At 71.5% G+C, this 23,124-nt stretch carries 19 protein-coding genes and 1 pseudogene; 15 read left to right on the top strand and 5 right to left on the bottom strand.

Annotated elements, in window-relative coordinates:
- The first annotated feature begins 176 nt into the window (after positions 1-176).
- The 5 genes and pseudogenes from CCN37_RS12835 (at position 177) to CCN37_RS40765 (ending at position 4,691) form a co-directional block, all read left to right on the top strand.
- Positions 177-1,265: a MerR family transcriptional regulator gene (locus CCN37_RS12835; protein WP_143261582.1), complete on the top strand. Its 1,089-nt coding sequence runs from the start codon at positions 177-179 to the stop codon at positions 1,263-1,265.
- On the top strand, positions 1,258-2,301 hold the full coding sequence (locus CCN37_RS12830) for a hypothetical protein (protein WP_143261578.1): 1,044 nt from the start codon (positions 1,258-1,260) through the stop codon (positions 2,299-2,301). Before CCN37_RS12835 ends, CCN37_RS12830 begins: the two co-directional genes overlap by 8 nt.
- Positions 2,279-2,874, top strand: a pseudogene (locus CCN37_RS12825) (response regulator transcription factor). Before CCN37_RS12830 ends, CCN37_RS12825 begins: the two are co-directional and overlap by 23 nt.
- Positions 2,875-3,104: 230 nt before the next feature.
- Positions 3,105-3,677, top strand: a complete 573-nt coding sequence (locus tag CCN37_RS12820; protein ID WP_086820961.1) for a sigma-70 family RNA polymerase sigma factor — start codon at positions 3,105-3,107, stop codon at positions 3,675-3,677.
- Positions 3,678-4,691, top strand: coding sequence for an anti-sigma-D factor RsdA (locus CCN37_RS40765; RefSeq protein WP_086820960.1), 1,014 nt, complete (start codon positions 3,678-3,680; stop codon positions 4,689-4,691).
- Between the two features lie 67 nt (positions 4,692-4,758).
- On the opposite strand, the gene CCN37_RS12810 is transcribed toward CCN37_RS40765, so the two are convergent.
- Positions 4,759-5,145, bottom strand: a complete 387-nt coding sequence (locus tag CCN37_RS12810) for a DUF5319 domain-containing protein (protein WP_030427457.1) — start codon at positions 5,143-5,145, stop codon at positions 4,759-4,761.
- A gap of 274 nt (positions 5,146-5,419) precedes the next feature.
- Between CCN37_RS12810 and guaB the strand changes: the two genes are divergently transcribed.
- The 7 genes from guaB (at position 5,420) to CCN37_RS12775 (ending at position 14,710) form a co-directional block, all read left to right on the top strand.
- Entirely contained in the window at positions 5,420-6,931 is a 1,512-nt protein-coding gene (guaB, locus tag CCN37_RS12805; RefSeq protein ID WP_086820959.1) for an IMP dehydrogenase, read from the top strand.
- 30 nt (positions 6,932-6,961) lie between these two features.
- Complete coding sequence (locus CCN37_RS12800; protein ID WP_086820958.1) at positions 6,962-8,089, top strand: GuaB3 family IMP dehydrogenase-related protein; 1,128 nt, start codon at positions 6,962-6,964, stop codon at positions 8,087-8,089.
- Between the two features lie 2 nt (positions 8,090-8,091).
- Positions 8,092-8,718, top strand: a complete 627-nt coding sequence (locus CCN37_RS12795; protein ID WP_086820957.1) for a hypothetical protein — start codon at positions 8,092-8,094, stop codon at positions 8,716-8,718.
- A 91-nt stretch (positions 8,719-8,809) separates the two neighbouring features.
- Complete coding sequence (locus tag CCN37_RS12790; RefSeq protein WP_086820956.1) at positions 8,810-10,567, top strand: GMC family oxidoreductase; 1,758 nt, start codon at positions 8,810-8,812, stop codon at positions 10,565-10,567.
- A 40-nt stretch (positions 10,568-10,607) separates the two neighbouring features.
- On the top strand, positions 10,608-11,570 hold the full coding sequence (locus CCN37_RS12785) for an MBL fold metallo-hydrolase (protein WP_086820955.1): 963 nt from the start codon (positions 10,608-10,610) through the stop codon (positions 11,568-11,570).
- The gene (locus CCN37_RS12780; protein ID WP_086820954.1) at positions 11,567-13,141 is read left to right on the top strand and encodes an FAD-dependent monooxygenase; all 1,575 of its coding nucleotides are present in this window, start codon (positions 11,567-11,569) and stop codon (positions 13,139-13,141) included. Before CCN37_RS12785 ends, CCN37_RS12780 begins: the two co-directional genes overlap by 4 nt.
- An 81-nt stretch (positions 13,142-13,222) precedes the next feature.
- On the top strand, positions 13,223-14,710 hold the full coding sequence (locus tag CCN37_RS12775; protein ID WP_371504079.1) for an FAD-binding oxidoreductase: 1,488 nt from the start codon (positions 13,223-13,225) through the stop codon (positions 14,708-14,710).
- Here CCN37_RS12775 and CCN37_RS12770 read toward each other — a convergent pair whose 3' ends face one another.
- A complete protein-coding gene (locus CCN37_RS12770; protein ID WP_086820996.1) occupies positions 14,711-16,156 on the bottom strand; it encodes an aldehyde dehydrogenase family protein in 1,446 nt (481 codons plus the stop codon).
- 159 nt (positions 16,157-16,315) lie between these two features.
- On the opposite strand from CCN37_RS12770, the gene guaA reads away from it, so the two are divergent.
- Complete coding sequence (gene guaA, locus CCN37_RS12765; RefSeq protein ID WP_086820952.1) at positions 16,316-17,893, top strand: glutamine-hydrolyzing GMP synthase; 1,578 nt, start codon at positions 16,316-16,318, stop codon at positions 17,891-17,893.
- A gap of 133 nt (positions 17,894-18,026) precedes the next feature.
- Here the strand turns inward: guaA and CCN37_RS12760 are convergent, their stop codons facing one another.
- The 3 genes from CCN37_RS12760 to CCN37_RS12750 all read right to left on the bottom strand — a co-directional run bounded on the left by CCN37_RS12760 (position 18,027) and on the right by CCN37_RS12750 (position 20,836).
- Positions 18,027-19,073, bottom strand: a complete 1,047-nt coding sequence (locus tag CCN37_RS12760; protein WP_086820951.1) for a LacI family DNA-binding transcriptional regulator — start codon at positions 19,071-19,073, stop codon at positions 18,027-18,029.
- A 99-nt stretch (positions 19,074-19,172) separates the two neighbouring features.
- A complete protein-coding gene (locus tag CCN37_RS12755) occupies positions 19,173-19,397 on the bottom strand; it encodes a hypothetical protein (protein ID WP_086820950.1) in 225 nt (74 codons plus the stop codon).
- The gene (locus CCN37_RS12750) at positions 19,394-20,836 is read right to left on the bottom strand and encodes a PspC domain-containing protein (protein WP_210407990.1); all 1,443 of its coding nucleotides are present in this window, start codon (positions 20,834-20,836) and stop codon (positions 19,394-19,396) included. Before CCN37_RS12750 ends, CCN37_RS12755 begins: the two co-directional genes overlap by 4 nt.
- Positions 20,837-20,972: 136 nt before the next feature.
- Between CCN37_RS12750 and CCN37_RS12745 the strand changes: the two genes are divergently transcribed.
- Together CCN37_RS12745 and CCN37_RS12740 are read left to right on the top strand one after the other, a co-directional pair.
- Positions 20,973-22,313, top strand: coding sequence for a PspC domain-containing protein (locus CCN37_RS12745; protein WP_371504075.1), 1,341 nt, complete (start codon positions 20,973-20,975; stop codon positions 22,311-22,313).
- Positions 22,314-22,326: 13 nt separating this feature from the next.
- Positions 22,327-23,031 (top strand): response regulator transcription factor, encoded by a 705-nt coding sequence (locus CCN37_RS12740; RefSeq protein WP_305764709.1) that lies wholly within the window; start codon positions 22,327-22,329, stop codon positions 23,029-23,031.
- Positions 23,032-23,124 lie beyond the last annotated feature (93 nt).

Below are 23,124 nucleotides of genomic sequence, written 5' to 3'. Positions count from 1 at the left end.
CTTGTTCAATAACCTTTCGCGTCATACCTTGTTCAACTGCGGGTGACCAAGCGCCCCTGGTGACGACCTTGAGATCACGATCCGGGTTGCCGTCCGGGTGATGGAGCCGGAACATTTGCGTCGTGACGATTCAGCCTGGGCGCGGTGTACCCCTCGGGGCCGCATTTCAAGCCGGGCTGGAGGACTTCGCGGGCGCCTGTTCCGATGGCGCGCACGAGGAGCCGCGGCTGACGGTCGCGGCGGTGGCCAGCAGGCTCGGCGTGGCCCCCGCGACGCTGCGGACGTGGGACCGGCGGTACGGACTCGGACCGAGCGGCCACACCAGCGGCAGGCACCGCCGGTACGGCACCAAGGACATCGCGCGGCTGGAGCTGATGCAGCGGGCGCTGCTGCGCGGGGCCTCACCCGCCGACGCCGCCCGCTACGCGCTCAGCGTCCAGCTGCCCGCCGCCCCCGCCAGGGTCGAGCAGGTCGCCGCGCGCCCGGTCGGCATCGAGCTGCTCGTCAGCGGTGGGCGCAGCGGAGCGGCCGAGGACTACGAGTACGAGGACGACGAGAACCCGCCCCTGTTGATCAGCGGGGGCGACGGCGGCTCACTGGGCGGTGACCGGGGGCGTCAGGGCGGGCGCGGGCTGAAGCTGCCCGGGGCCAGTCGCACCGCGCGCGGGCTGAGCCGGGCCGCGCTGGCCATGGACGCCGACGCCATCCAGCAGGTCCTCGCGAAGGCACTGGCCGAGGACGGCGTCGTGTCCACCTGGGACGAGGTCATCCGGCCGGTGCTGTGCGCGCTGGCGGAGCGCTGGGAGCACGCCGGGGTCGGTGTGGAGATCGAGCGGCTGCTCAGCGAGGAGATCATCGTGGCGCTCAGCCGGGTGATCGCCCTGGCCCCGCCGCCCCGCAACCCGCGGCCGGTCCTGCTCGCGTGCGTCCCGGAGGAGCAGCACAGCCTTCCTCTCTACCCACTGTCCTGTTCGCTCGCGCTCAACGGGGTCTCGGTGCGCAGGCTCGGCGCCTCCCTGCCCGTCGACGCCCTGGTCGCCGCCGCGCGCAGGCTCGCCCCCGCCGCCGTGGTGCTCTGGGCGCACCTGCCGCGCAACGCCGACGCCTCGGTCTTCGACGCGCTCCCGAAGACGCGGCAGCGGACGCGGCTGTTCGTCGGCGGTCCGGGCTGGGCCGCGATCGACCTGCCCCGGCACGTGCAGCACCTCGACGACCTGAGCAGCGGCACCGAGCGCATCGTCCGCGCCGTCATCCCGGGTGCCTGAGCGCCCAGAGGTGCCTCCGCGCCGGGTGCACCTCCGCGACGCGGCCTTCGGCGCCCACCCCGACGCGGACGTGCACGGCGCCGCCCGCAGCGCCGATCGGCGACGGCGTTGGCTCGCGGGGGTGGCGCTCGGCGGCCAGGGCTCCTACGCGGCGGCGGCCACCGCGCTGGCCCCCTTAGTAAAAGGACATGATCGCGATCCGCTGTTCGCCTCGCTCGCCGCGAGCACCCTCGCCTCGCACCACCGCCAGGTCGGCTGCCACGGTCCCGCCCGCGATCTCGACGCACGGGCGCTCGCGCTCGTCCTCGGCGCTCGGGAGGCGGGGGAGACCGACCCGGACGACGTGGACGCGGCGGGGGCCGAGCTGGACGCGCGGCTCGGGCTGGCCGCCGACGCGCTCGGCCTCGGCGGGCTAATCCTGGCGCGGCGCCTGCACGCCCGGGCGGAGGAAGCCTTCCGGGAGCGCCCGCTCGGCTGGCGCGGGCGGCTGCGGTTGCGCTGGGTGGCGGCCGAGCTGGCGCTCGCCGGTGATGATCCACACCGCGCGCTGAACGAGGCTCAAAAAGGGTTTCATCTTCTGTCGACCCTGGATTCGTTACGTCACCACCTCAAGACGGAGATCGTTCTCGGGGTCGCCCTGAACACTCTGGGCTCATCGGAGGCCGTTCCGCTGCTCCGAAAGGTGGTAGCCCGGACGTGGGAGCTGAGACTCGCGTCACTCGCGTGGCCCTCGGCACTCGTCCTGGCGACGGCCGTCCCCGTCGAGCGGGAACACTGGAACGGGCTGGCCAGGAGCGCGTTGTCGCACGTCATCGCAGGTTGCGCGGCACGTGAGGCCGAGCTGCTCCCGGCCTCTCCGTGGCTACCCTCGTGGTTGCTCCGTTCCGGTGACCGGAGTGCCACGAACGAGTGGACGAATTTCTTGACGGATAAAGCACCGGATCGTGTCAAGGTTCGGCTCGAAGCGTCCGATAGGGATGTTGAACGTCACTCGGCTGTAGGAAGGGGTTCCCGTGACGACGGTCCTGATCTGTGATGACCGGCGCAGCGTCCGGGAGGGTCTCACCCGCGTGATGTCGGCTGTCCCCGGTGTGAGTCGCATCGATTGTGTGGCTCACGGTGATGAGCTGCTCGCGCGCTTCTCACGGCAGGCAGTCGACGTCGTCCTGGTGGGAACTCAACGCGCTGTTCCGACGGGCGTCGAGGCAACTCGTCGGCTCGTCTCCGCCCACCCGCAGGCGAACGTGATCGTTTTCGGCGCTCCTGACGACGCCGGAAGCATCGCGGCCGCCATCGCTGGAGGGGCACGTGGCTACCTGAGGTGGGACGCCTCGCGTCCGGAACTGGTCGCCGCGCTGGCGCACACGCTCGCCAGCACCTCCGTCCCCGCCCCGCGCCAGCCCTCCGACCCGGGGGTCCAGCTCACCGAGCGGGAGCTCCAGGTGCTGCGCGGGATGAGCCAGGGCAAGAGCAACGGCCAGATCGGCCGCGAGCTCTACCTGTCCGAGGACACGGTCAAGACCCACGCGCGCCGCTTGTTCCGCAAGCTCGGCGTCCGCGACCGTGCCCAGCAGTCGCCCACGGCTTCCGGCGCGGCCTGGTCTCCTGACCTCCGCGCCGCACCACAAGGCACTCGTCATCAACGCGGGGAGCCCGGCCAACGCGCCGGGCTCCCTTCGTTTCCGCAGGTGGATCTCTGTGATCCGGTACCGATTCCGCCCCGCTTCGCCGAACCGGCCACGACGCCGGGTACGGTGAGAAGTGACCGGAGCGGCGGAACCGGTTACCGAAAAACAACTATCGGTCCGCCAACTCGTAACACTTGGGCTGCTCTCAACGATGACCAACATGGGGGACGGGCTGGACGCCCTTGTAGGTGCTTCGCTCGATGGCGACCGCCAGGCGATCGAGCGCCTACTGGCAGCTATCCGTCCCCTTGTGGTGCGGTACTGCCGCGCCAGAGTCGGAAGGCAAGAGCGGTCGTACGCTTCCGCGGACGACGTGGCCCAGGAGGTGTGTCTCGCCGTGCTGACGGCGCTGCCGAACTACCGGGACCAGGGAAGGCCGTTCCTGGCCTTCGTGTACGGCATTGCCGCGCACAAGGTCGCGGACGCGCACCGTTCGGCCGCACGCAACCGGTCCGAACCGGTTTCGGAGGTACCGGACTCCCCGGAAATGGGTGCCGGTCCGGAACAGCGGGCCATGCAGGGCGAACTCTCCGAGCGCATGGCGCAGATCATGCGGGTGCTCCCGCCCAAGCAGCGCGAGATCCTCATGCTGCGGGTGGTCGTCGGTCTCTCCGCCGAGGAGACGGCCGACGCGGTCGGCTCCACTCCGGGAGCCGTTCGGGTCGCCCAGCACCGCGCGCTGGCCAGGTTGCGGAAGACGTTAGCGGCGGAGGAGGTGTACTGAATGGTTGAGCGGAACGACGACCTGGACGGGCCGACCGTGCGACGGATCGGTCGACAGCGGCGGTCCTCCGTGGGCTTGCACTCGGACACCGCTTGGTCCGCCGAGGACGGCGACGACAACGGCGAGGCTCTCGACTTCGTCGCGGTGCAGGCGGACGACGCGCTGCTGGACACGCTGCGCTCCTCCGACTCCGTGAGCGGCGGCATCGCCGACCCCGAGCTGTCCGCCCTGCTGCTCTCGTGGCGCAGGGAGGTCGACTCGGAGTCGATCGGCGAGCTGGTCGACCTGGAGACGGCCGTCGCCACCATCGAGGCGGCCAAGGCGAAGCGCCGCCCCCGGCACCGCCTGCTGATCCCGCTGGCCTCCGCGGCCGCCGTGCTGGCCATCGCCTTCACCGGCGTCGGCCTCGCCGCCCGCGACGCCCAGCCGGGCGACGCGCTCTGGGGCCTGGCCAAGGTGCTCTACTCCGACCACACCAAGTCGGTCGAGGCAGCGGTCTCCGCCAAGGACGACCTCAACCTGGCCGCCTTCGCGCTGCGCCACGGCAACTACAACGAGGCCGCGGCCGCGCTGACCCGCGCGGTGAAGAAGCTCGAGGTCATCGCCGTCGAGGACGGGGCAGCCGCGCTGATCGACCAGCACCAGAACCTGGTCAAGCAGCTGGTGACCTCCTCGCCGCAGACGCCTCCGCCGCCGCCGGTGAACAACCCCTCGGTGACCCCGTCGCCGACCCCGGGCAACCCGTCGCCGACCACGGTGCAGCAGAGCAACTCCAACACCTCGTCCTCGACGACCACCACGGTCCCGCCGACGACCACCACGGTCCCGCCGACCACGACCACCCCGCCGGTGACGACCACGCCGTCGACCACCGACTCCACCACGGGTGGCAGCGAGACGGGCGGAACCGGGACCAGCCCCAACGGTGGCACCACCGAGGGCAGCCCCCGGGCGGGTCAGCCCCCGCAGCCGCAGGCCCCCGGCCCGGTCGTCGGAGCAACGACCGGCGGCTGAGCCGGAGAAGCACAGACTGAAGATCCCGCAGCGCGCACGCGTGCTGCGGGATCTCTCTTTTCCGGGGTTAGCGCCTGCTCTCGATGGTGGTCACGCCATCGGCGAAACCACGGCAGTACTCCCAGGTCACGTAGGCCGAGGGGTCGGGGTCGAACGCGGGCTCGTGCGGCCGCATCCTGCCGTCCTTGAGCAGCTGGTGCAGGCTCGCCCGCAGCAGCTCCCAGTCGTGGTAGTGCGGTTCGCTGCAGTCCCCGCAGTCGACCACGATGCCCCGGATCTCGCGCGGCTCCAGCAGTGCCTGGTAGACGGCGAGGTCGGTGAGGTCGGAGAGCAGTTCCGCGCGCTCGTGCTCGGTCAGCGGCTCGGCCGGGTCCTCCTGGACCGCGTCCAGCGCCCGAGCGGGATCGTTCGGGTCGCCCGCGAACGGGTCAGGGGGCAAGGCGTCGTGCGGCACGTCTGGCACCGTACCCGCCCCGCCCGCTCGGCGTCCCTCGGTGGTCCGATGGAATCTGCTATAGGCGCGCCACGCGCTGGGAGCGGTTGCCGGAGCCCTTGACAACGGTGTCAGGACCGGTCTCCGGAGGGCCCCGGACGTGATGGGCGCGACCAGCGGCGGTGCGATTCGTGATGGTGCCGTGCGGTTAGCATGGACGCCTGATCCCACCAGGCCGGTGACCCACGTCAGCAGTCAGAAGCAACCGGTACCGCAGGAAGGTCTACTACCCGCCATGACCAGCGAGCTCTCCGCTCACGGCGTTCCGTCCAAGTTCGCAATGCTCGGGTTGACCTTCGACGACGTGCTGCTGTTGCCAGCCGCGTCGGACGTGGTGCCGAACGAGGTCGACACCAGCACCCGGATCTCCCGCAACATCACCCTGCGCGTGCCGCTGGTCTCCTCGGCGATGGACACCGTCACCGAGGCGCGGATGGCGATCGCCATGTCCCGCGCCGGTGGCATGGGCGTGCTGCACCGCAACATCGCCGCCGAGGCCCAGGCCGCGCTGGTCGAGGTGGTCAAGCGCTCCGAGGCCGGCATGGTGACCGACCCGGTGACCTGTTCGCCCGGTGACACGTTGGCCGAGGTGGACGCGCTGTGCGCCCGCTTCCGCATCTCCGGTGTCCCGGTGACCGACGACGACGGCATCCTGGTCGGCATCATCACCAACCGCGACATGCGGTTCGAGATGGACCACAGCAAGCCGGTGCACGAGGTGATGACCAAGGGACCGCTGGTCACCGCCCAGATCGGCGTCTCGGCGGAGGCCGCGCTCGGCCTGCTGCGCCGCCACAAGATCGAGAAGCTGCCGATCGTGGACGGCGACAACCGGCTGCGCGGGCTGATCACCGTCAAGGACTTCGTCAAGACCGAGAAGTACCCGCTGGCCACCAAGGACCCGGACGGCAGGCTCGTCGTCGGCGCCGCGGTCGGCACGGGCGAGGAGTCCTACCAGCGCGCGATGCTGCTCAACGAGGCCGGCGTCGACGTGATCGTGGTGGACAGCGCCCACGGCCACCAGCGCAACGTGCTGGAGATGGTGGCCAAGCTCAAGGGCGAGCTCGGCGACAACGTCGACGTGGTCGGCGGCAACGTGGCCACCCGCGCGGGCGCCCAGGCGCTGATCGACGCGGGCGCGGACGCGATCAAGGTCGGCGTCGGGCCCGGCTCCATCTGCACCACGCGCGTCGTCGCCGGTGTCGGTGCCCCGCAGATCACCGCCATCTACGAGGCCAGCCTGGCCTGCCAGGCCGCGGGCGTCCCGCTGATCGGCGACGGCGGCATCCAGTACTCCGGTGACATCGCCAAGGCCATCGCGGCGGGCGCCAGCACCGTCATGCTCGGCAGCCTGCTCGCGGGCACCGCCGAATCGCCGGGCGATCTGATCCTGGTCAACGGCAAGCAGTTCAAGACCTACCGGGGCATGGGCTCGCTCGGCGCGATGCAGTCGCGCGGCCAGGCGAAGTCCTACTCCAAGGACCGCTACTTCCAGGACGACGTGCTCTCCGAGGACAAGCTCGTCCCCGAGGGCATCGAGGGCCGCACGCCGTTCCGCGGCCCGCTCTCCCAGGTCGTGCACCAGCTCGTCGGCGGTCTGCGCTCGGCCATGGGCTACACCGGCTCCGCCGGGATCGCCGAGCTCCAGCAGGCCCAGCTCGTGCGGATCACCGCCGCCGGGCTGAAGGAGAGCCACCCGCACGACATCACCATGACGGTGGAAGCGCCCAACTACACCACCCGGTGACCCCCTGCTCCTGGCTGAGAAAGGACTGACGTGCGGGATCTTGTTGAGATCGGGATGAACCGGACGGCCATGCGGGCCTACGGTCTGGACGACGTGGAGATCGTTCCCTCGCGGCGCACCCGGTCCTCGAAGGACGTGTCGCTCGCGTGGCAGATCGATGCCTACCGCTTCGAGATCCCGCTGATCACCCACCCGACGGACGCCATCGTCTCGCCGGGCACCGCCGTCCGCGTCGGTGAGCTGGGCGGGCTCGGCGTGCTCAACGCCGAGGGCCTGTGGGCGCGGCACGCCGACCCCGAGGAGGCGCTGCTCCGGGTCGTGCAGGCGGCCGAGGAGGAGGACGGCGACGCGGCGGTCAAGCTGCTCCAGGAGCTGCACGCGGCTCCGGTGCGGGTGGACCTGCTGACCGAGGCGATCCGCACCGTTCGCGAGTCCGGCGTCACCGTCGCGGCCCGCGTCAGCCCGCAGCACGCGCAGGAGCTGACCCCGGACCTGCTGGCCGCGGGCGTGGAGATCCTGATCCTGCAGGGCACGATCATCTCGGCCGAGCACGTGGAGCGCGACGGCGAGCCGCTGAACCTCAAGCGCTTCATCGCCGACCTCGACGTCCCGGTGATCGCCGGTGGTGCCGGTGACTACCGCACCGCCATGCACCTCATGCGCACCGGCGCGGCCGGCGTGATCGTCGGCTTCGGCGAGTCGCACGCGACCACCACGAACCAGGTCCTGGGGATCGGGGTGCCGATGGCCTCCGCGATCGCCGACGCCGCCGCCGCGCGCCGCGACTACCTGGACGAGACCGGTGGCCGCTACGTGCACATCATCGCTGACGGCTCGATGAAGCACTCCGGTGACATCGCCAAGGCCATCGCCTGCGGTGCCGACGCGGTGATGCTCGGCGAGTCGCTGACCAACGCCGACGAGGCGCCCGGCCAGGGCTTCTACTGGACCGCCGCGGCCGCGCACCCGTCACTGCCGCGCAGCGACGTGTTCGGCTTCTCCGGGGGCAGCTACGACCTGGAGACCCTGCTGTTCGGGCCGTCCTCCAACCCGTTCGGCACGGTCAACCTGTTCGGCGCGCTGCGCAGGGCGATGGCCAAGACCGGCTACTCCGACCTGAAGGAGTTCCAGAAGGTCGGCCTCACCGTTCGCCGCTAGCCGTGGCCAACCGCAAGCGCTGCGGGCAGCCGGTCGAGCCCAAGCCCGTCACGCCGTTCGGGACGTTCGTCGCCTGGATGGGCCGCAAACCGAGGTGGCCGAAGTCCATCGGCGTCCTCGTGCTGTTCGTGGCGCTCGCTTTCGCCCGCTCTTCGGTGATGACGGGCTACTTCACGGCGGTCGACAAGATCGTCGGCGGCAACGCGCCGATGGCGGTCGTGCTCGGCTGGCTGCCCGGCGGCGGCGCGATCGTCCTGCTCGGCGTGTACGTGCTCTACGCGCCTTTCCTCGGCTACCGGGGCAAGGCGGTGTGGACCGTCGTCAACGTGGTCTGGCTGGCGTTCGGGCTGATGGCCTCGTTCGGGCGTGTTCCACCCCAGGCGCACCCCGCCTTCGACTACGGCCTCGACGCGAGCCAGGCCGCCGTACCGGGTCTGCTCGTGCTCGGTCCGCTGCTGCTCATCGTCGTGCTGCTGCTCGTCGGGATCGCCGGGTGGTTCAGCAAGCGCGCCAAGGCCAAGCTCGGCCGCAAGCGCAGCAACGAGGAGCAGGAGCAGTTGACCGGCTGGGGCCTCATCGCCGCTTCCCTGCTCTTCCTCGCCATCGCCCTCCTCTCAGCTCTGACCTGAGCCGGTTCGCCCTGGGCCGTTGGGGTGTTTGTCGTTACTGGCGGTAACACCCTCTAGGCGGGCGGGCGTGGTTCGGCCTAACCTCCTGGGCATGACCCGACTGGCGAGTAACAAGGGCGCCGACCTGGACTTCGACGTGGTGGTCGTGGGTTCGGGGTTCGGTGGCAGCGTGGCGGCCCTGCGGCTGGTGGAGAAGGGCTACCGGGTCGCTGTGCTGGAGGCGGGGCGCCGCTTCGCCGACGACGAGTTCGCGCGCACCTCGTGGGACCTGAAGCGGTTCCTGTGGGCGCCGAAGCTCGGCTGCTTCGGGGTGCAGCGCATCCACCTGCTGCGCGACGTGCTGGTGCTCGCGGGGGCGGGGGTCGGCGGCGGCTCGCTGAACTACGCGAACACGCTCTACCGGCCGTTGCGGCCGTTCTTCGCCGACCGCCAGTGGGCGCACATCACGGACTGGGAGTCGGAGCTCTCGCCGTTCTACGACCAGGCGAGCCGGATGCTGGGCGTGGTCACCAACCCGACGGACACCCCGGCGGACAAGGTGATCAGGAAGGTCGCCGAGGAGATGGGCGTCGGCGACAGCTACCACGCGACGCCGGTCGGGGTGTTCTTCGACGAGCCGGGCACGCCCGCGCCGGACCCCTACTTCGGCGGGGCCGGGCCGGAGCGCACGGGGTGCACGGAGTGCGGTTCGTGCATGACGGGCTGCCGGGTCGGGGCGAAGAACACGCTGGTCAAGAACTACCTGTACCTCGCGGAGCGGGCCGGGGCGAAGGTGCTGCCGCTGAGGACGGTGACCGGGCTGAGCCGCCGGTCGGACGGTAGCTGGACGGTCCGCACGGAGCGCACGGGCGCGTGGCTGGACAAGCGCCGCAGGGTGCTGCGGGCAGGGCACGTGGTGCTCGCGGCGGGGACCTGGGGCACGCAGAAGCTGCTGCACAGCATGCGCGACACTGGCGAGCTGCCGGAGCTCTCACCGAGGCTGGGCGAGCTGACCAGGACGAACTCCGAGGCGATCCTGGGTGCGCGGGCGGAGCGGGTGAACCCGGATTCGGACTTCAGCGAGGGCGTGGCGATCACCTCGTCGTTCCACCCGGACGACCGCACGCACATCGAACCGGTCCGCTACGGCAAGGGCAGCAACGCCATGGGGTTGTTGCAGACCATGGCCACCAACGGCGACCTGCCGACGCCGAGGTGGAAGCAGCTGCTCGCGGAGATGGGCAGGAACCCGCTCCAGGCGATGCGCAACCTCTCCGTCCGCCAGTGGAGTCAGAAGACGGTGATCCTGCTGGTCATGCAGGCCTTGGACAACTCAATCACCACCAGGACGAAGCGCGCGTTCGGCAGGCGGTGGCTGACCTCGGTGCAGAACGAGGGCGCGCCGAACCCGACCTGGATTCCGCAGGGGGCCGAGGCCGCGGAGCGGGTGGCCGGGCACATCGGCGGGATGGCGGGCGGCACCTGGACGGAGATCTTCGACATCCCGCTGACCGCGCACTTCATCGGCGGCTGCGTGATCTCCGAGGACGCCGACCGCGGGGTGATCGATCCCTACCACCGCGTGCACAACTACCCGACGCTGTCGGTGGTGGACGGCTCGGCGATCACCGCGAACCTGGGCGTGAACCCGTCGCTGACGATCACCGCCCAGGCCGAGCGGGCGTTCTCGATGTGGCCGAACAAGGGCGAGGCCGACGCCCGGCCGGAGCAAGGCGCGGAGTACCGGCGGGTGCGCCCGGTGGCACCCCGCGGGCCGGTCGTCCCTGCTGAGGCGCCCGGAGCGTTGCGGCTGCCGGTGGTCGAGGTGCGGCACCCCGACCCCACGACGCGGCGCGCTTCCTCCGGGTAGCGGAGTTCCCACGCGCCGTGATCGCTGGCACAGTAGTGGGGTGCCCAAGCCGTTCGCGTCCAGCGCCGACACCTCGCCCAAGTCCGAGACGCTGGAGGTCCTGGCCGACGGTGTCTACGCACTGACCTCCGAGGGCGATCCGAACGTGGGAGCGGTCGAGGGGGAGGACTTCCTCGTCTGCTTCGACGCGCGCGCCACCCCCGCCTCCGCGCGGGACTGGCTGGACGCACTGCGCGAGCACACCGACAAACCGGTGAAGTACCTGGTGCTGAGCCACTACCACGCGGTGCGCGCGCTCGGGGCCAGCGCGTTCGAGGCCAGCGAGGTCGTGATGCACGTCGACACCCTCGGCCTGGTGCGCGAGCGCGGCGAGCAGGACTGGGCGAGCGAGTTCGCCAGGATGCCGAGGCTGTTCAAGGAGCCCGAGTCCATCCCGGGGCTGACCTGGCCGACCCTCTGCTTCGACGGCACGATGTCGATCTCGCTGGGCGGCGACCGCGGTGACCTCGTGCTCGGGCACGCCGGGCGCGGGCACACCAGGGGCGACGCCTACCTGTGGCTGCCTGACCGCAAGATCCTCTTCGCCGGGGACCTGGTCGAGTCCGAGGCCGCGCTCTACACCGGCGACGCCTACCACCGCGAGTGGCTCGGCACGCTGGAGAACCTGGAGCTGCTGGAGGCGGAGGTCCTGGTCGGCGGCAGGGGCGCGGTCGTGCACGGCCGCGAGAACGTGACCGCCGCGATCACCCAGACGCGGGGCTTCCTGCTCGGCCTGACGGGCGCCGTCGCGTCGGTGCACGAGGCGGGCGGCGACATCCGGGACGCCTTCGACGCGGCGCACCGCGAGCTGGAGCCGACCTACGGGAAGTGGCCGATCTTCGAGCACTGCCTGCCCTTCGACGTGCAGCGCTTCTGGGACGAGCTGGACGGCGTCGAGCACCCCGAGATCTGGACACCGGAACGCGACCGTGAGGTCTGGGCGCTGTTGCAGGACCGGGGATGAGCCGCGACGAGCCGGTCGTCATCGTCGGGGGCGGCCCCGTCGGCCTCATCGGCGCGCTGCTGCTCGCCAGGGCGGACGTGCCGACGGTCGTGCTGGAGGCGCTGCCCGAGCACACCCCGGTCGGCAGCCGGTCGATCTGCATCCAGCGCGACGTGCTGGACCTGCTTGAACGCATCGGAGTCGGCGCGCGCGCCGCGCACGAGGGCGTGACCTGGTACCTCGGGCGCACGTACTACCGCGAGCACGAGCTGCTGACGATGGAGCTGCCGCACCCGGAGGCCGGTGGCTTCCCGCCGTTCGTGAACCTCCCGCAGCCCGACCTGGAGCGGATGCTGCTGGAGCGGGTCGCCGAGGAGCCCCTGATCGACCTGCGCTGCGGGCACCAGGTCGTCGAGGTCGACCAGGACGAGGAAGGCGTGACCGTCCGCGCGGCCACGATCGCGCGATCGTCCACTTCGGACGGTCTGGTCACGGTGCGCGGCACGCACTGCATCGCAGCGGACGGCCCGCACTCCACGGTGCGCAGGCTGCTGCGGCTGCCCTTCCGCGGCCACTCGTTCCCGGACAAGTTCCTGATCGCCGACATCAAGGCCGACCTCGACCTGCCGCCGGAGCGCCGTTTCTTCTTCGACCCGGAGTGGAACCCCGGCCGCCAGGTGCTGGTGCACCCGCAGCCCGGCAGGGTGTGGCGGATCGACTGGCAGGTGCCGGAGGAGTTCGACCTCGCGGCGGAGGACGCCAACGGCGGGCTGACCGAGCGCATCCGGAAAGTCGTGGGGGACAAGGACTTCGAGGTCGTGTGGGCCTCGGCGTACCGGTTCCACCAGCGCTGCGTCCCGACGATGCGGGTCGGCAGGGTGCTGCTCGCCGGCGACGCCGCGCACGTGATGAGCCCGTTCGGCGCGCGCGGGCTGAACTCCGGCGCGCAGGACGCGGAGAACGCCGCGTGGAAGATCGCCTTCGACCGGCAGGGCTGGGCCGGGCCCGCGCTGCTGCACTCCTACAACGTGGAGCGGCGCGCGGCGGCCCAGGAGAACCTGCGCGTCACCGGCGACACCATGCGCTTCCTCGTGCCCCGCACGGCCGCGGATCGGGCCTACCGCAACGAGGTGCTGCAACGCAGCGTCGTCGATCCCGGAGCGCGCAGCTGGATCGACTCCGGCAAGCTCGCCGAGCCCTACTACTACCTCGACTCCCCGCTGACCACGCCCGCGCAGCCCACCGAGGTCGCCGCGTTCCCGCGTGAGCCCGGGGTGCCCCGCCCGCCGCTGCCCGGGGTCCTGTGCCCGGACGCGCCGCTCACCGGGGGTGGTCGGCTGCGGCCGACGTTCGGTCCGGTCTTCACGCTGCTGACGCTGGACATCCCGGTGCGGCTGCCCGTCGACGGCCCTCCGGTGCAGGTGCAGTCCTTGGAAGAGGCCGACGACAACGGGGCGCTCGCGGATGCCCTTCGCGTTTCCCCGGGCTCCGCTGCCCTGGTCCGGCCCGATGGTCACCTCGCCGCACTCTTCCGGGACGGTTACCTCGGCGCGGCGTTGGTCAGTGCGCTGCGTCGGGCATCAGGATGGTGAAGAGTTCGCCCTGACGCCGGCCTTCTCGTTGGTGTTTCTCGTGTCGCGGTCCGCCGACCGCTCTTCTCGGAGGTGATCCGGGTGTCTGCCGTCGATCGTCGGAACTTTCTGCGCGCCGCGGGCGGGCTCGGCGCGCTCGCGCTGCTGACAGCCTGCGGTGAGAGCGGCCCGGCGACAACACCGACACCCACAGCCACCCCGACCCCGACAACGGCCCCGCCGAGCACCACGACCGCCGCGCCGATGGACTGGGACGGCCTGAAGTCGCGGCTCAAGGGCTCCCTGGCCCGTCCCGGCCAGCCCGGATACGACGCGGCGCGGCCGTTCAACACCGCGCTCGCCAAGACTTCCCCGGAGGCCGTCGCCCAGGTGCGCGGCGTCGAGGACGTGCAGACCTGCATCGACATGGCGCGGCGCTCGCACACCCCGATCGCCGCGCGCAGCGGTGGGCACAGCTACGCCGGCTACAGCTGCCCGGACAAGGCGCTGGTGGTCGACCTCCGTTCGCTCGGCTCGGTCGAGGTCCGCGACGACGGTGTCGCGGAGATCGGCGCCGGGGCCCGGCTCTCCGACGTCTACGCGGCGCTCGCGGCCAAGGGGCGTTGTCTGCCAGCGGGAACGTGCCCCACGGTCGGCATCGCGGGGCTCGCGCTCGGCGGTGGGCTCGGCGTGCTGACCCGCAAGTTCGGCCTCACCGCTGACCACCTGCTCTCCGCGCGGATCGTCACCGCCGACGGGGTCAACCGCATGGCCTCCGCGGACGGCGACTCCGACCTGCACTGGGCGCTGCGGGGCGGCGGTGGCGGCAACTTCGGCATCGTCACCTCCTTCGAGTTCAGCACCGAGGCGGCGCCGTCCCAGCTCACCGTCTTCCACCTGGAGTTCGCGCCGGGCTCGGCCGCCGAGGTGCTCGGGGCGTGGCAGGACTGGATCTCCGAGGCACCGCAGGAGCTGTGGGCGAACTGCGTGATCGAGGGCGGCAGCCCGCCGAAGCCGAGGGTGAGCGGCTGCTTCGTCGGAACGGCCGGGCGGGTCAGCACGCTGCTGAACCAGCTCGCCAAGAACTCCGGCGCGCGGATCACCAACCGGAACACGCAGACGATGAACTACATCTCCGCCATGCGGCACTTCGCGGGCAGCTCGGGCAAGACGGGCTTCGTCGCGTCCTCGCGCGTGGTGGAGAAGCGGATGGACGAGCCGGGCAAGCTCGTCTCGCTGGTCAACGACCTGCCGGACATGGACCTGCTCTTCGACCCGCTCGGCGGCGCAGTGTCCACAGTGGACGCGACGGCGAGCGCGTTCCCGCACCGCGGCGCCCTCGCCACGGTGCAGGTCTACGCGGACACCGAGGCGGGCCAGGCCCGCGCCGTGGCTTCGCACGTGGACACCGCGCAGCGCGCGATCGCCGATCTGACCGGCCGCGGCGCCTACGTGAACTACATCGACCCGGCGCAGCGGGACTGGCCGCAGGCGTACTACGGCAACAACCTGCACCGCCTGCGCCAGATCTCCAGCACCTACGACCCGGACGGGGTCTTCGCCTTTGCCCAGGGCATCCGGACGCGGTGACTACAGCCGGATTCCGGCGAACACCGTGACCTTCTCCTCGGTGAAGTCGTTCATCGTCGAGGTGACGCCCTCACGCCCGAACCCGGAGGACTTCACGCCGCCGTAGGGCATCTGGTCCGCGCGGTAGGACGGCACGTCGCCGATGACCACGCCGCCGACCTCCAGTTCGGCGGATGCGCGGAAGGCCACCTGCACGTCGCGCGTGAACACCCCGGCCTGCAAGCCGTACGCGGAGTCGTTGACCTGCGCGAACGCTTCGTTGACCCCGTCGACCACGGAGACGGCGAGCACCGGGCCGAAGATCTCCTCCGCCCAGACCTTGGCGTCGGCGGGCACGTCCACGAGCACGGTCGGGGAGACGGTCGACCCTTCGCGCTCACCGCCGACGAGCACCTTCGCGCCCGCCGAGGTCGCCTCGTTGATCCACTCCTCGACCCGCTCCGCCGCGGCCTCGTCGACCAGCGGGCCGACCTCCACCTCGGGGTCGTGCGGGTTCCCGGTCCGCAGGTCGCGCACGGCGTCGACCAGGCGCGCGGTGAACTCCTCGGCCACCGAGCGGTCCACGATCACCCGCTGCACCGCGATGCAGGACTGGCCCGCCTGGTAGTTGGAGAACAACGCGATCCGCCGCGCCGCGAAGTCCAGGTCCTGCCAGTCGCCGCAGACCACCGCAGCGGCGTTGCCGCCCAGCTCCAGCACGACGTGCTTGCGCGGCGCGGCGTCCATGATCGACCAGCCGACCGGGCCGGAGCCGGTGAAGGACACCACGGGCAGGCGCGGGTCGCGGACCAGCTCCATGGTGGCCTCGTTGCCGACCGGCAGCACCGAGAACGCGCCCTCGGGGAGCTTGGTCTCGGCCAGCAGTTCGCCGAGCAGCAGTGCGGTGAGCGGAGTGCGTGGCGCGGGCTTGATGATCACCGGAGCGCCCACCGCGAGCGCGGGGGCGACCTTGTGCGCCACCAGGTTCAGCGGGAAGTTGAACGGCGCGATGCCGAGCACGGGCCCGCGCGGGGACCGCCGCACCATCGCCATCCGGCCCTCGGCGGCCGGGTCGGTGTCCAGCCGCATCAGCTCGCCGGTGAAGCGCTTGGCCTCCTCGGCGGCGAAGCGGAAGGTGTTGGCCGCGCGGGCGACCTCCAGGCGCGCCCACCGCAGCGGCTTGCCGTTCTCCGCGGTGATCACCTCGGCGATCTCCTCGGTCCGCTCCAGCAGGCGCTTCGACACGTGCTCCAGCGCGCCCGCCCGCTCGTGCGCGGGGGTGCCGCGGAAGGCCGCCGCGACATCGACGGCGGCGGAGACGGCCCGCTCGACCTGCTCCGCGGTCGGCACGGAGACCGACGCCACCTCGGAGTCGTCGTAGGGGTGCCGCACGACCGTCACGTCCTCGCCGGTCGCGGTTCGGCCCGCGATCCAGAACTGGCGCGGAGCGGGGGTCACGGCGGTCATCTCGTCGTCCGCAGTCATGGGCCACACCGTATGCGGCGGCCGTCGCCCCCAACAGGTGATCTTCTGGTCACACAGGCACTGGCCCGATTAGGCCGGTCGGCGGGCGGGCTGAGACGATGAGGGCCCGTCGTGCGCCCTTGACCAGGAGGTATCTCCGACGTGCCCAGCAGCAACCAGCGTCCCGTGCTCGTCGTCGACTTCGGGGCGCAGTACGCCCAGCTGATCGCGCGGCGGGTGCGCGAAGCACAGGTCTACTCCGAGGTCGTCCCGCACACGATGCCGGTCAGCGAGATGATCGCCCGCGACCCGGCCGCGATCGTGCTCTCCGGCGGCCCCTCCAGCGTCTACGCCGATGGCGCGCCCCAGATCGACCCGGCGCTGTTCGAGCAGGGCGTCCCGGTCTTCGGCATCTGCTACGGCTTCCAGGCCATGGCCAGCGCGCTCGACGGCGGCGTCGAGCACACCGGCACCCGCGAGTACGGCCGCACCGACCTCACCGTGGTCGGCGACGGCGGCGCGCTGCACCAGGACCTGCCCGCCGGGCACCCGGTGTGGATGAGCCACGGCGACTGCGTGACCAAGGCCCCCGAGGGCTTCACGGTCACCGCGACCAGCACGGGCGCCCCGGTCGCCGCCTTCGAGGACACCGCGCGCCGCTTCGCCGGTGTGCAGTACCACCCGGAGGTCCTGCACTCCCCGCACGGCCAGGAGGTGCTGCGCCGCTTCCTGCACGACATCGCGGGGCTCCGTCCGCAGTGGACGACCTCGTCCATCGTGGACGATTCCGTCGCCGCGGTGCGGGCCCAGGTCGGCGAGACCGGCAAGGCGATCTGCGCGCTCTCCGGCGGCGTGGACTCCGCCGTGGCCGCCGCGCTGGTGCACCGCGCCATCGGTGACCGCCTGACCTGCGTCTTCGTTGATCACGGCCTGCTCCGCGCCGGTGAGCGCACCCAGGTCGAGCGGGACTTCGTCGCCGCGACCGGCGTGCGCCTGGTGACCGTGGACGCCAAGGACCGCTTCCTCGGCGCGCTGGCCGGGGTGACCGACCCCGAGGAGAAGCGCAAGATCATCGGCCGCGAGTTCATCCGCGTCTTCGAGCAGTCCGCCCGCGACCTCCAGGCCGAGGCGGGGGAGTCCGGCGAGCACTTCGACTACCTCGTGCAGGGCACGCTCTACCCGGATGTCGTGGAGTCCGGCGGCGGCACCGGCGCGGCGAACATCAAGAGCCACCACAACGTCGGTGGCCTGCCGGACGACCTGAAGTTCGACCTGGTCGAGCCGCTGCGCGCGCTGTTCAAGGACGAGGTGCGCCGCGTCGGCCTCGAGGTCGGCCTGCCGGAGACCATCGTGCAGCGCCAGCCCTTCCCGGGCCCCGGTCTCGGCATCCGCATCATCGGCGAGGTCACCGCGCACAACCTGGAGATCCTGCGCTCAGCCGACTCCATCGCCCGCGAGGAGCTGACCTCGGCCGGTCTCGACCGCACCATCTGGCAGTGCCCGGTGGTGCTGCTGGCCGACGTGCGCTCGGTCGGCGTGCAGGGCGACGGCCGCACCTACGGCCACCCCATCGTGCTGCGCCCGGTCTCCAGCGAGGACGCGATGACGGCGGACTGGACCCGCCTGCCCTACGACGTCCTCGAGCGGATCTCCACCCGCATCACCAACGAGGTCCCCGACGTGAACCGCGTCGTGCTCGACGTGACCAGCAAGCCCCCGGGCACCATCGAGTGGGAGTGACCGCCAGCCGTGGGCGGGCCCCAAACCCGCCCACGGCCAGGCCGTAATTCCCGCGTTTTGGCAACTCGTTGCGAATGAGAGCGCTCTCAAATCGCAACACGTAGCCAAAACGCGAGAACGACCGCGCTGAGGGTCAGGCGGAGGCGCGGCGGACGAGTTCGACGGGGAGGACCTCGCGGCCGGTGGGGACGTCCTCGCCGTTGAGGAGTTCGAACAGGCGCTGGACCATCGTGCGCATCTGCTCGGCGGAGTCCTGCTTGACCGAGGTCAGCGGCGGGTCGGTGTAGGGCGCGATCGTCGGCTGGTCGTCGAAGCCGACCACCGCGACGTCCTCCGGCACGCGCTTGCCCGCGGCGCGCAGGGCGTGCAGCGCGCCAACGGCCATCAGGTCGCTGCCCACGAACACCGCGTCGAGGTCGGGCACGCGCTCCAGCAGTTCGGCCATGGCGCGCTCACCACCCTCCTGGGTGAAGTCGCCCTGAGCCGTCCACGCCTCCGTGCGCGCGGCGTCCGCCCCGGTCGCCTCCTGCCAGCCCTGGAGCCGGTCCCGCGCGGACTGCTCGTCGGCGGGGCCGAGCACGCTGACCACTGTGCGCCTGCCGAGGCCGAGCAGGTGCTCCGTCGCGACCCGACCGCCCGCGACGTTGTCGTTGTCGACCGCGTGCACCTCGGACTCCGGCAGCCACGGCTTGCCGCCGAACACCGAGGGCAGCGGCAGTGCGGCGATCTGCGCGGGCAGCGGGTCGTCGCGGTGCGGGGCCAGCACGAGCGCCCCGTCCACGTGCCCGCCGGACAGGAAGCGCAGGATGCGGCCGCTGTCCTCGCCCTGGTCGGCGAGCATCAGCACGAGCTGGATGTCCAAGGTGGACAGTTCGGTGGCCGCGCCCCTGACGACGGTGGCGAAGTACGGGTCGGCGAAGAACTTGTTGTCCGGCTCGGAGAGCACGAGCGCGATGGCGTCGGTGCGCCTGGTGACCAGTGTCCGGGCCGCCCGGTTCGGGATGTAGCCGAGCTTGCGCACCGCGTTGTGCACGGTCTCGCGCACCTCGGGGCTCACCTTGGGCGAGGAGTTGATCACTCGGGAGACCGTCGCCCTGGAGACGCCGGCGGCGTTGGCCACGTCCTCCAGCGTCGGCCTGCTGCTCCCACGCGTTGTGCTGGACAGCTCCGTCACCCCCATCGCGCGTTCGGTTCGGGCAGCCTATGCGAAAGTGCCGCCGGAGGGTTGTACACCTTCTCCGGCGGCACCGTGCACCCAGGAACTCAGCGCACCCGGGACTCAGCGCTTGCGCTGCGGCCTGAGCGTGTTGATCAGCATCAGCGAGCCCACCAGCACCGCGGCCCCGGCGAGCAGCCAGTTCGGCTCGATCACGTCGACGATCCGGCCCTTGGTGAAGCCGTAGAGCGAGGCCCACACCGCGACCAGGCCGACCAGGAACAAGATCACGCTGAAACCCTTGCGCGAGGGCTGCTGGCCGCCCTGCGGCTGCTGTTCGTCCGTCATCGGGTGACCTCCACCTTTCCGCTCTTGACCTCGGCGTTCAGCGTGATCCGCCCGCCGCCGACGGCGTTGTCCGTGCCGTGGCTGACCGCGGCCCTGCGCACCTCGCCGCCGCGTCCGACCTGGTCGAGGCAGTTCACCGTGCCGCTCTTGGCGTAGCAGGTGATGTCGACGTCGGCCTCGCCCTGCGGCAGCGTCACCGACAGCGTGCCCTGGTCGACCCAGGCGCGGACCTCGACCTGCTCACCGGAGGGCAGCGGGGGCAGCTGGCTGAGGTCCAGCCGGGCCGTCCCCCGCTCCAGCAGGAACGAGCCGGAGTTGGTGGACGTCGAGGCGCTCACGAGGTTGCTGCCCCGCTTGACCTCGTCCCAGCTGCGCGGGGTCCAGGTCTGCGTGCCGTAGTAGTTGCCGCTGTTGTCGTAGTAGGAGCTCCGCGTGTCGTCGTAGCCCTGGAAACGGGTCTGGTAGTCGCGCCAGCTGGCGTCGTTGGCCAGCGTCACGGTCGCCGCGATCGCCGGGACGGCCAGCAGCACCAGACCCTTTCCGCCCTTGCGGAAAGCGCCGACGAGCAGACCGGCCGCGAGCACCGCGGTCACCGCGCCCGCCGCGACGTGGTCGGGCACCCAGCCGTCCAGCACGCCGAGGCCCATCACACCGGCCACGATGATGCTCACGGCCACGGTGACGGCGGTGATCTTGGAGCGGGGTTGCGGCTGCGGCTCGATGTCGTCGTCGACCGGGGCGGCGGCGGGCTCCGGCAGGTCCCACGCGAACGGCGCGGCGCCCAGCGGGTCCCAGGCGGGCGGGTTCTCCTGCGCGTGCTCGGCGGTCTCCCGACGCACCTGCTCGCCGTCACCGTGAGCGGAGCTGGCCTGCGGGTCGGTCGTCATCGTCTGGGTCTCCTGGTGACCGGGCTGGCGCAGGGTCTCCGTGCGGAATTCCGAGCCCTGGAAGCCGTTGTCGGTGGTCATCGGGGTGCTCACCACCACGGGACCGGTCGCGGTGGCCGGCTGCCGGTGCGTGCCGCGGTTCTTGTGCAGCACGTAGAGCCCGGCGCCGAGCGCGGCGACCATGATCGCCGACCAGATGTGCAGCGCGAGCAGCAGACCGCTCAGCGGTAGCAGCATCAGCGCGAGCAGCACGGTGGCCAGCGCGGAGGTGGAGCTCGAGCCCCTGCCGAGCAGGGCACCCGCCGGGGAGCCGGTGTCGCCCTCCTGCGGGAAGAACAGCACGGCGAGCAGGTAGAGCATGATGCCGAGGCCGCCGTAGATGGCGAACACGACGAAGGCGACCCGCACCAGCACCGGGTCGATGCCGTACCTGTTGCCGATGGCCGTCGCGACACCCGCGACCTTGCGGCCTCTCTTCGGACGCCGCGGGCGTGTCTTCCAGAAGTCCCGCAGCGTCTCCTCGACGCTCATGTTCCCGCCTGTCCCGTTCACGATGACAAGACTGCCGCCGCGCGCCGCGCCCCACATCGGGGAGCACCCCTGAAATCCCGTCTCGGGGTTGCTCCTCGAGTGCTTCGGGGTTCATCCCTGATGACCGCGGGCCCGCGCGCGTGTGACGATGCCCAGTGTGAATGCGCAGGTCCATCAGGGCGAGACCGGCACGGTGCCAGTTCTGCCGGGGCGATCGCTGTCGCAGCGGCCCGGAGAACCCCCGAAGCTGTTCCGCCGACGCCGCGGCAAGGTCGTCGCGGGGGTCGCGGGCGGGGTCGCCGACCACATCGGCATGGACGTGCTGTGGGTGCGCATCGGCTTCGTCGCGCTCTCCGGCCTGCTCGGGGCGGGCGCGCTCGCCTACGCGATGCTGTGGGTGTTCGTGCCGCAGCAGAAGCGCGCAGGCGGCAACGAGGACTCCCCGAAGCAGCGCCAGCAGGCCATCGGTGTGATCACCGTCGGCGCTGGTCTCGGCATTGCGGTGCTGTCGTTCCAGAGCCAGGTCAACTTCATGCTGCTTGGCGCGTTCGCGGTCGCGCTCGCAGGTGCGGGCGTGGTCTGGCGGGAGGCCGACGACGCCCAGCGCAGGCGATGGCGCGACGGCGCGCGCTCCGGCATCACCGGCGCCGTGCTCGGCACCGGGGGCTGGTCGGCAGCGGCCAGGATGCTCGCGGGCGTCGGCCTGCTGATCGCCGGTCTCGCGACCTTGCTGACCAGCAGCAGCAGCCGGATCGGCCAGCTCCAGTTCGTGCTGCTCGCGGTCGTCACCACCCTGATCGGTGTCGCGGTGCTGACCGTGCCGTGGTGGATCAGGCTGGTCCGCGACCTCAACGAGGAGCGCCGCGTCCGCATCCGCACCGAGGAGCGGGCGGAGATCGCCGCGCACCTGCACGACTCGGTGCTGCAGACCCTCGCGCTCATCCAGAAGCAGGCCGACACCGCCCGCGAGGTGCGCAGGCTCGCCCGAGGCCAGGAGCGCCAGCTGCGCAGCTGGTTGTACGGGCCGTCCGGTTACGGCGCGAAGACCCGGGGCGAGGCCGACGGCGAGGACGGGGTCGACGGCCCCGGCTTCGCGGCGGTGCCCGGCGGGACGCTGTCCGAGGCCGTGCCCACCGCCTGCGGCGAGGTCGAGGACACCTTCGCCATCACCGTCCAGCAGGTCGTCGTCGGCGACTGCCCGGTCGACGAGAAGATCGGCGCGCTCGTGCAGGCCGCTCGCGAGGCCATGGTCAACGCGGCCAAGCACGCGGGCGTCGGCGAGATCAGCGTCTACGCCGAGGTCGAGGGCGACAAGGTGCACGTGTTCGTCAGGGACCGGGGCGCGGGCTTCGACCCGGAGTCGGTTCCCGGGGACCGCCACGGGCTGGCGGACTCCATTCACGGCAGGATGGAGCGGCACGGTGGTTCGGTCCGCCTGCGCACCGCGCTGGGCGAGGGCACCGAGATCCAGCTGACCATGCCACGAAGCCCGAACTGAGGAGGCACGCGCCGTGAGCGAGAGCGAGCAGCAGCCCGAGGAGACCGCCGCCCCGGTGGCGCGCACCGGCCCCGTCCGGGTCTTCCTCGTCGACGACCACGCGCTGTTCCGCACGGGGGTCAAGGCCGAGCTCGACGCGGCCAAGGACCAGGTCGAGGTGGTCGGCGAGGCCGGCTCCGTCGACGAGGCCGTCGCGGGCATCGCGCACTTCAAGCCCGACGTGGTGCTGCTGGACGTGCACATGCCCGACGGCGGCGGCGCCGAGGTGCTGCGCCGGGCCCGGCCCGCGCAGCCGGAGGTGGTCTTCCTGGCGCTGTCGGTCTCCGACGCCGCCGAGGACGTCATCGCCGTCATCCGCAACGGCGCGCGCGGCTACGTCACCAAGACGATCTCCGGCCGCGAGCTGGCCGACGCGGTGTGCCGGGTGGCCGAGGGCGACGCCGTGTTCTCGCCGAGGCTCGCGGGCTTCGTGCTGGACGCCTTCGCCGACCGGCCGGGCGCCGCGCCCATCCGCGACCCCGAGCTGGACCTGCTGACCCCGCGCGAGCGCGACGTGCTGCGCCTGCTGGCCAGGGGCTACGCGTACAAGGAGATCGCCTCGGAGCTGTTCATCTCGATCAAGACGGTCGAGACCCACGTCTCCAGCGTCCTGCGCAAGACCCAGCTGTCCAACCGCTACGAGCTCTCCCGCTGGGCCTCCGACCGCCGCCTTGTCTGAACGCCCGCTAACGCGCTGAACGACCCGTTCAGTGCGCTAGACGCACCAAACGACCCGTTCAGTGCCTTGGACGCACCAAACGGGTCGTTCAGG

Source organism: Allokutzneria sp. NRRL B-24872 (assembly GCF_002155965.1).
Lineage (GTDB): Bacteria > Actinomycetota > Actinomycetes > Mycobacteriales > Pseudonocardiaceae > Allokutzneria.
Note: the sequence above shows the minus strand (reverse complement) of the source record. Positions and strands in the feature narration are given on the sequence as shown.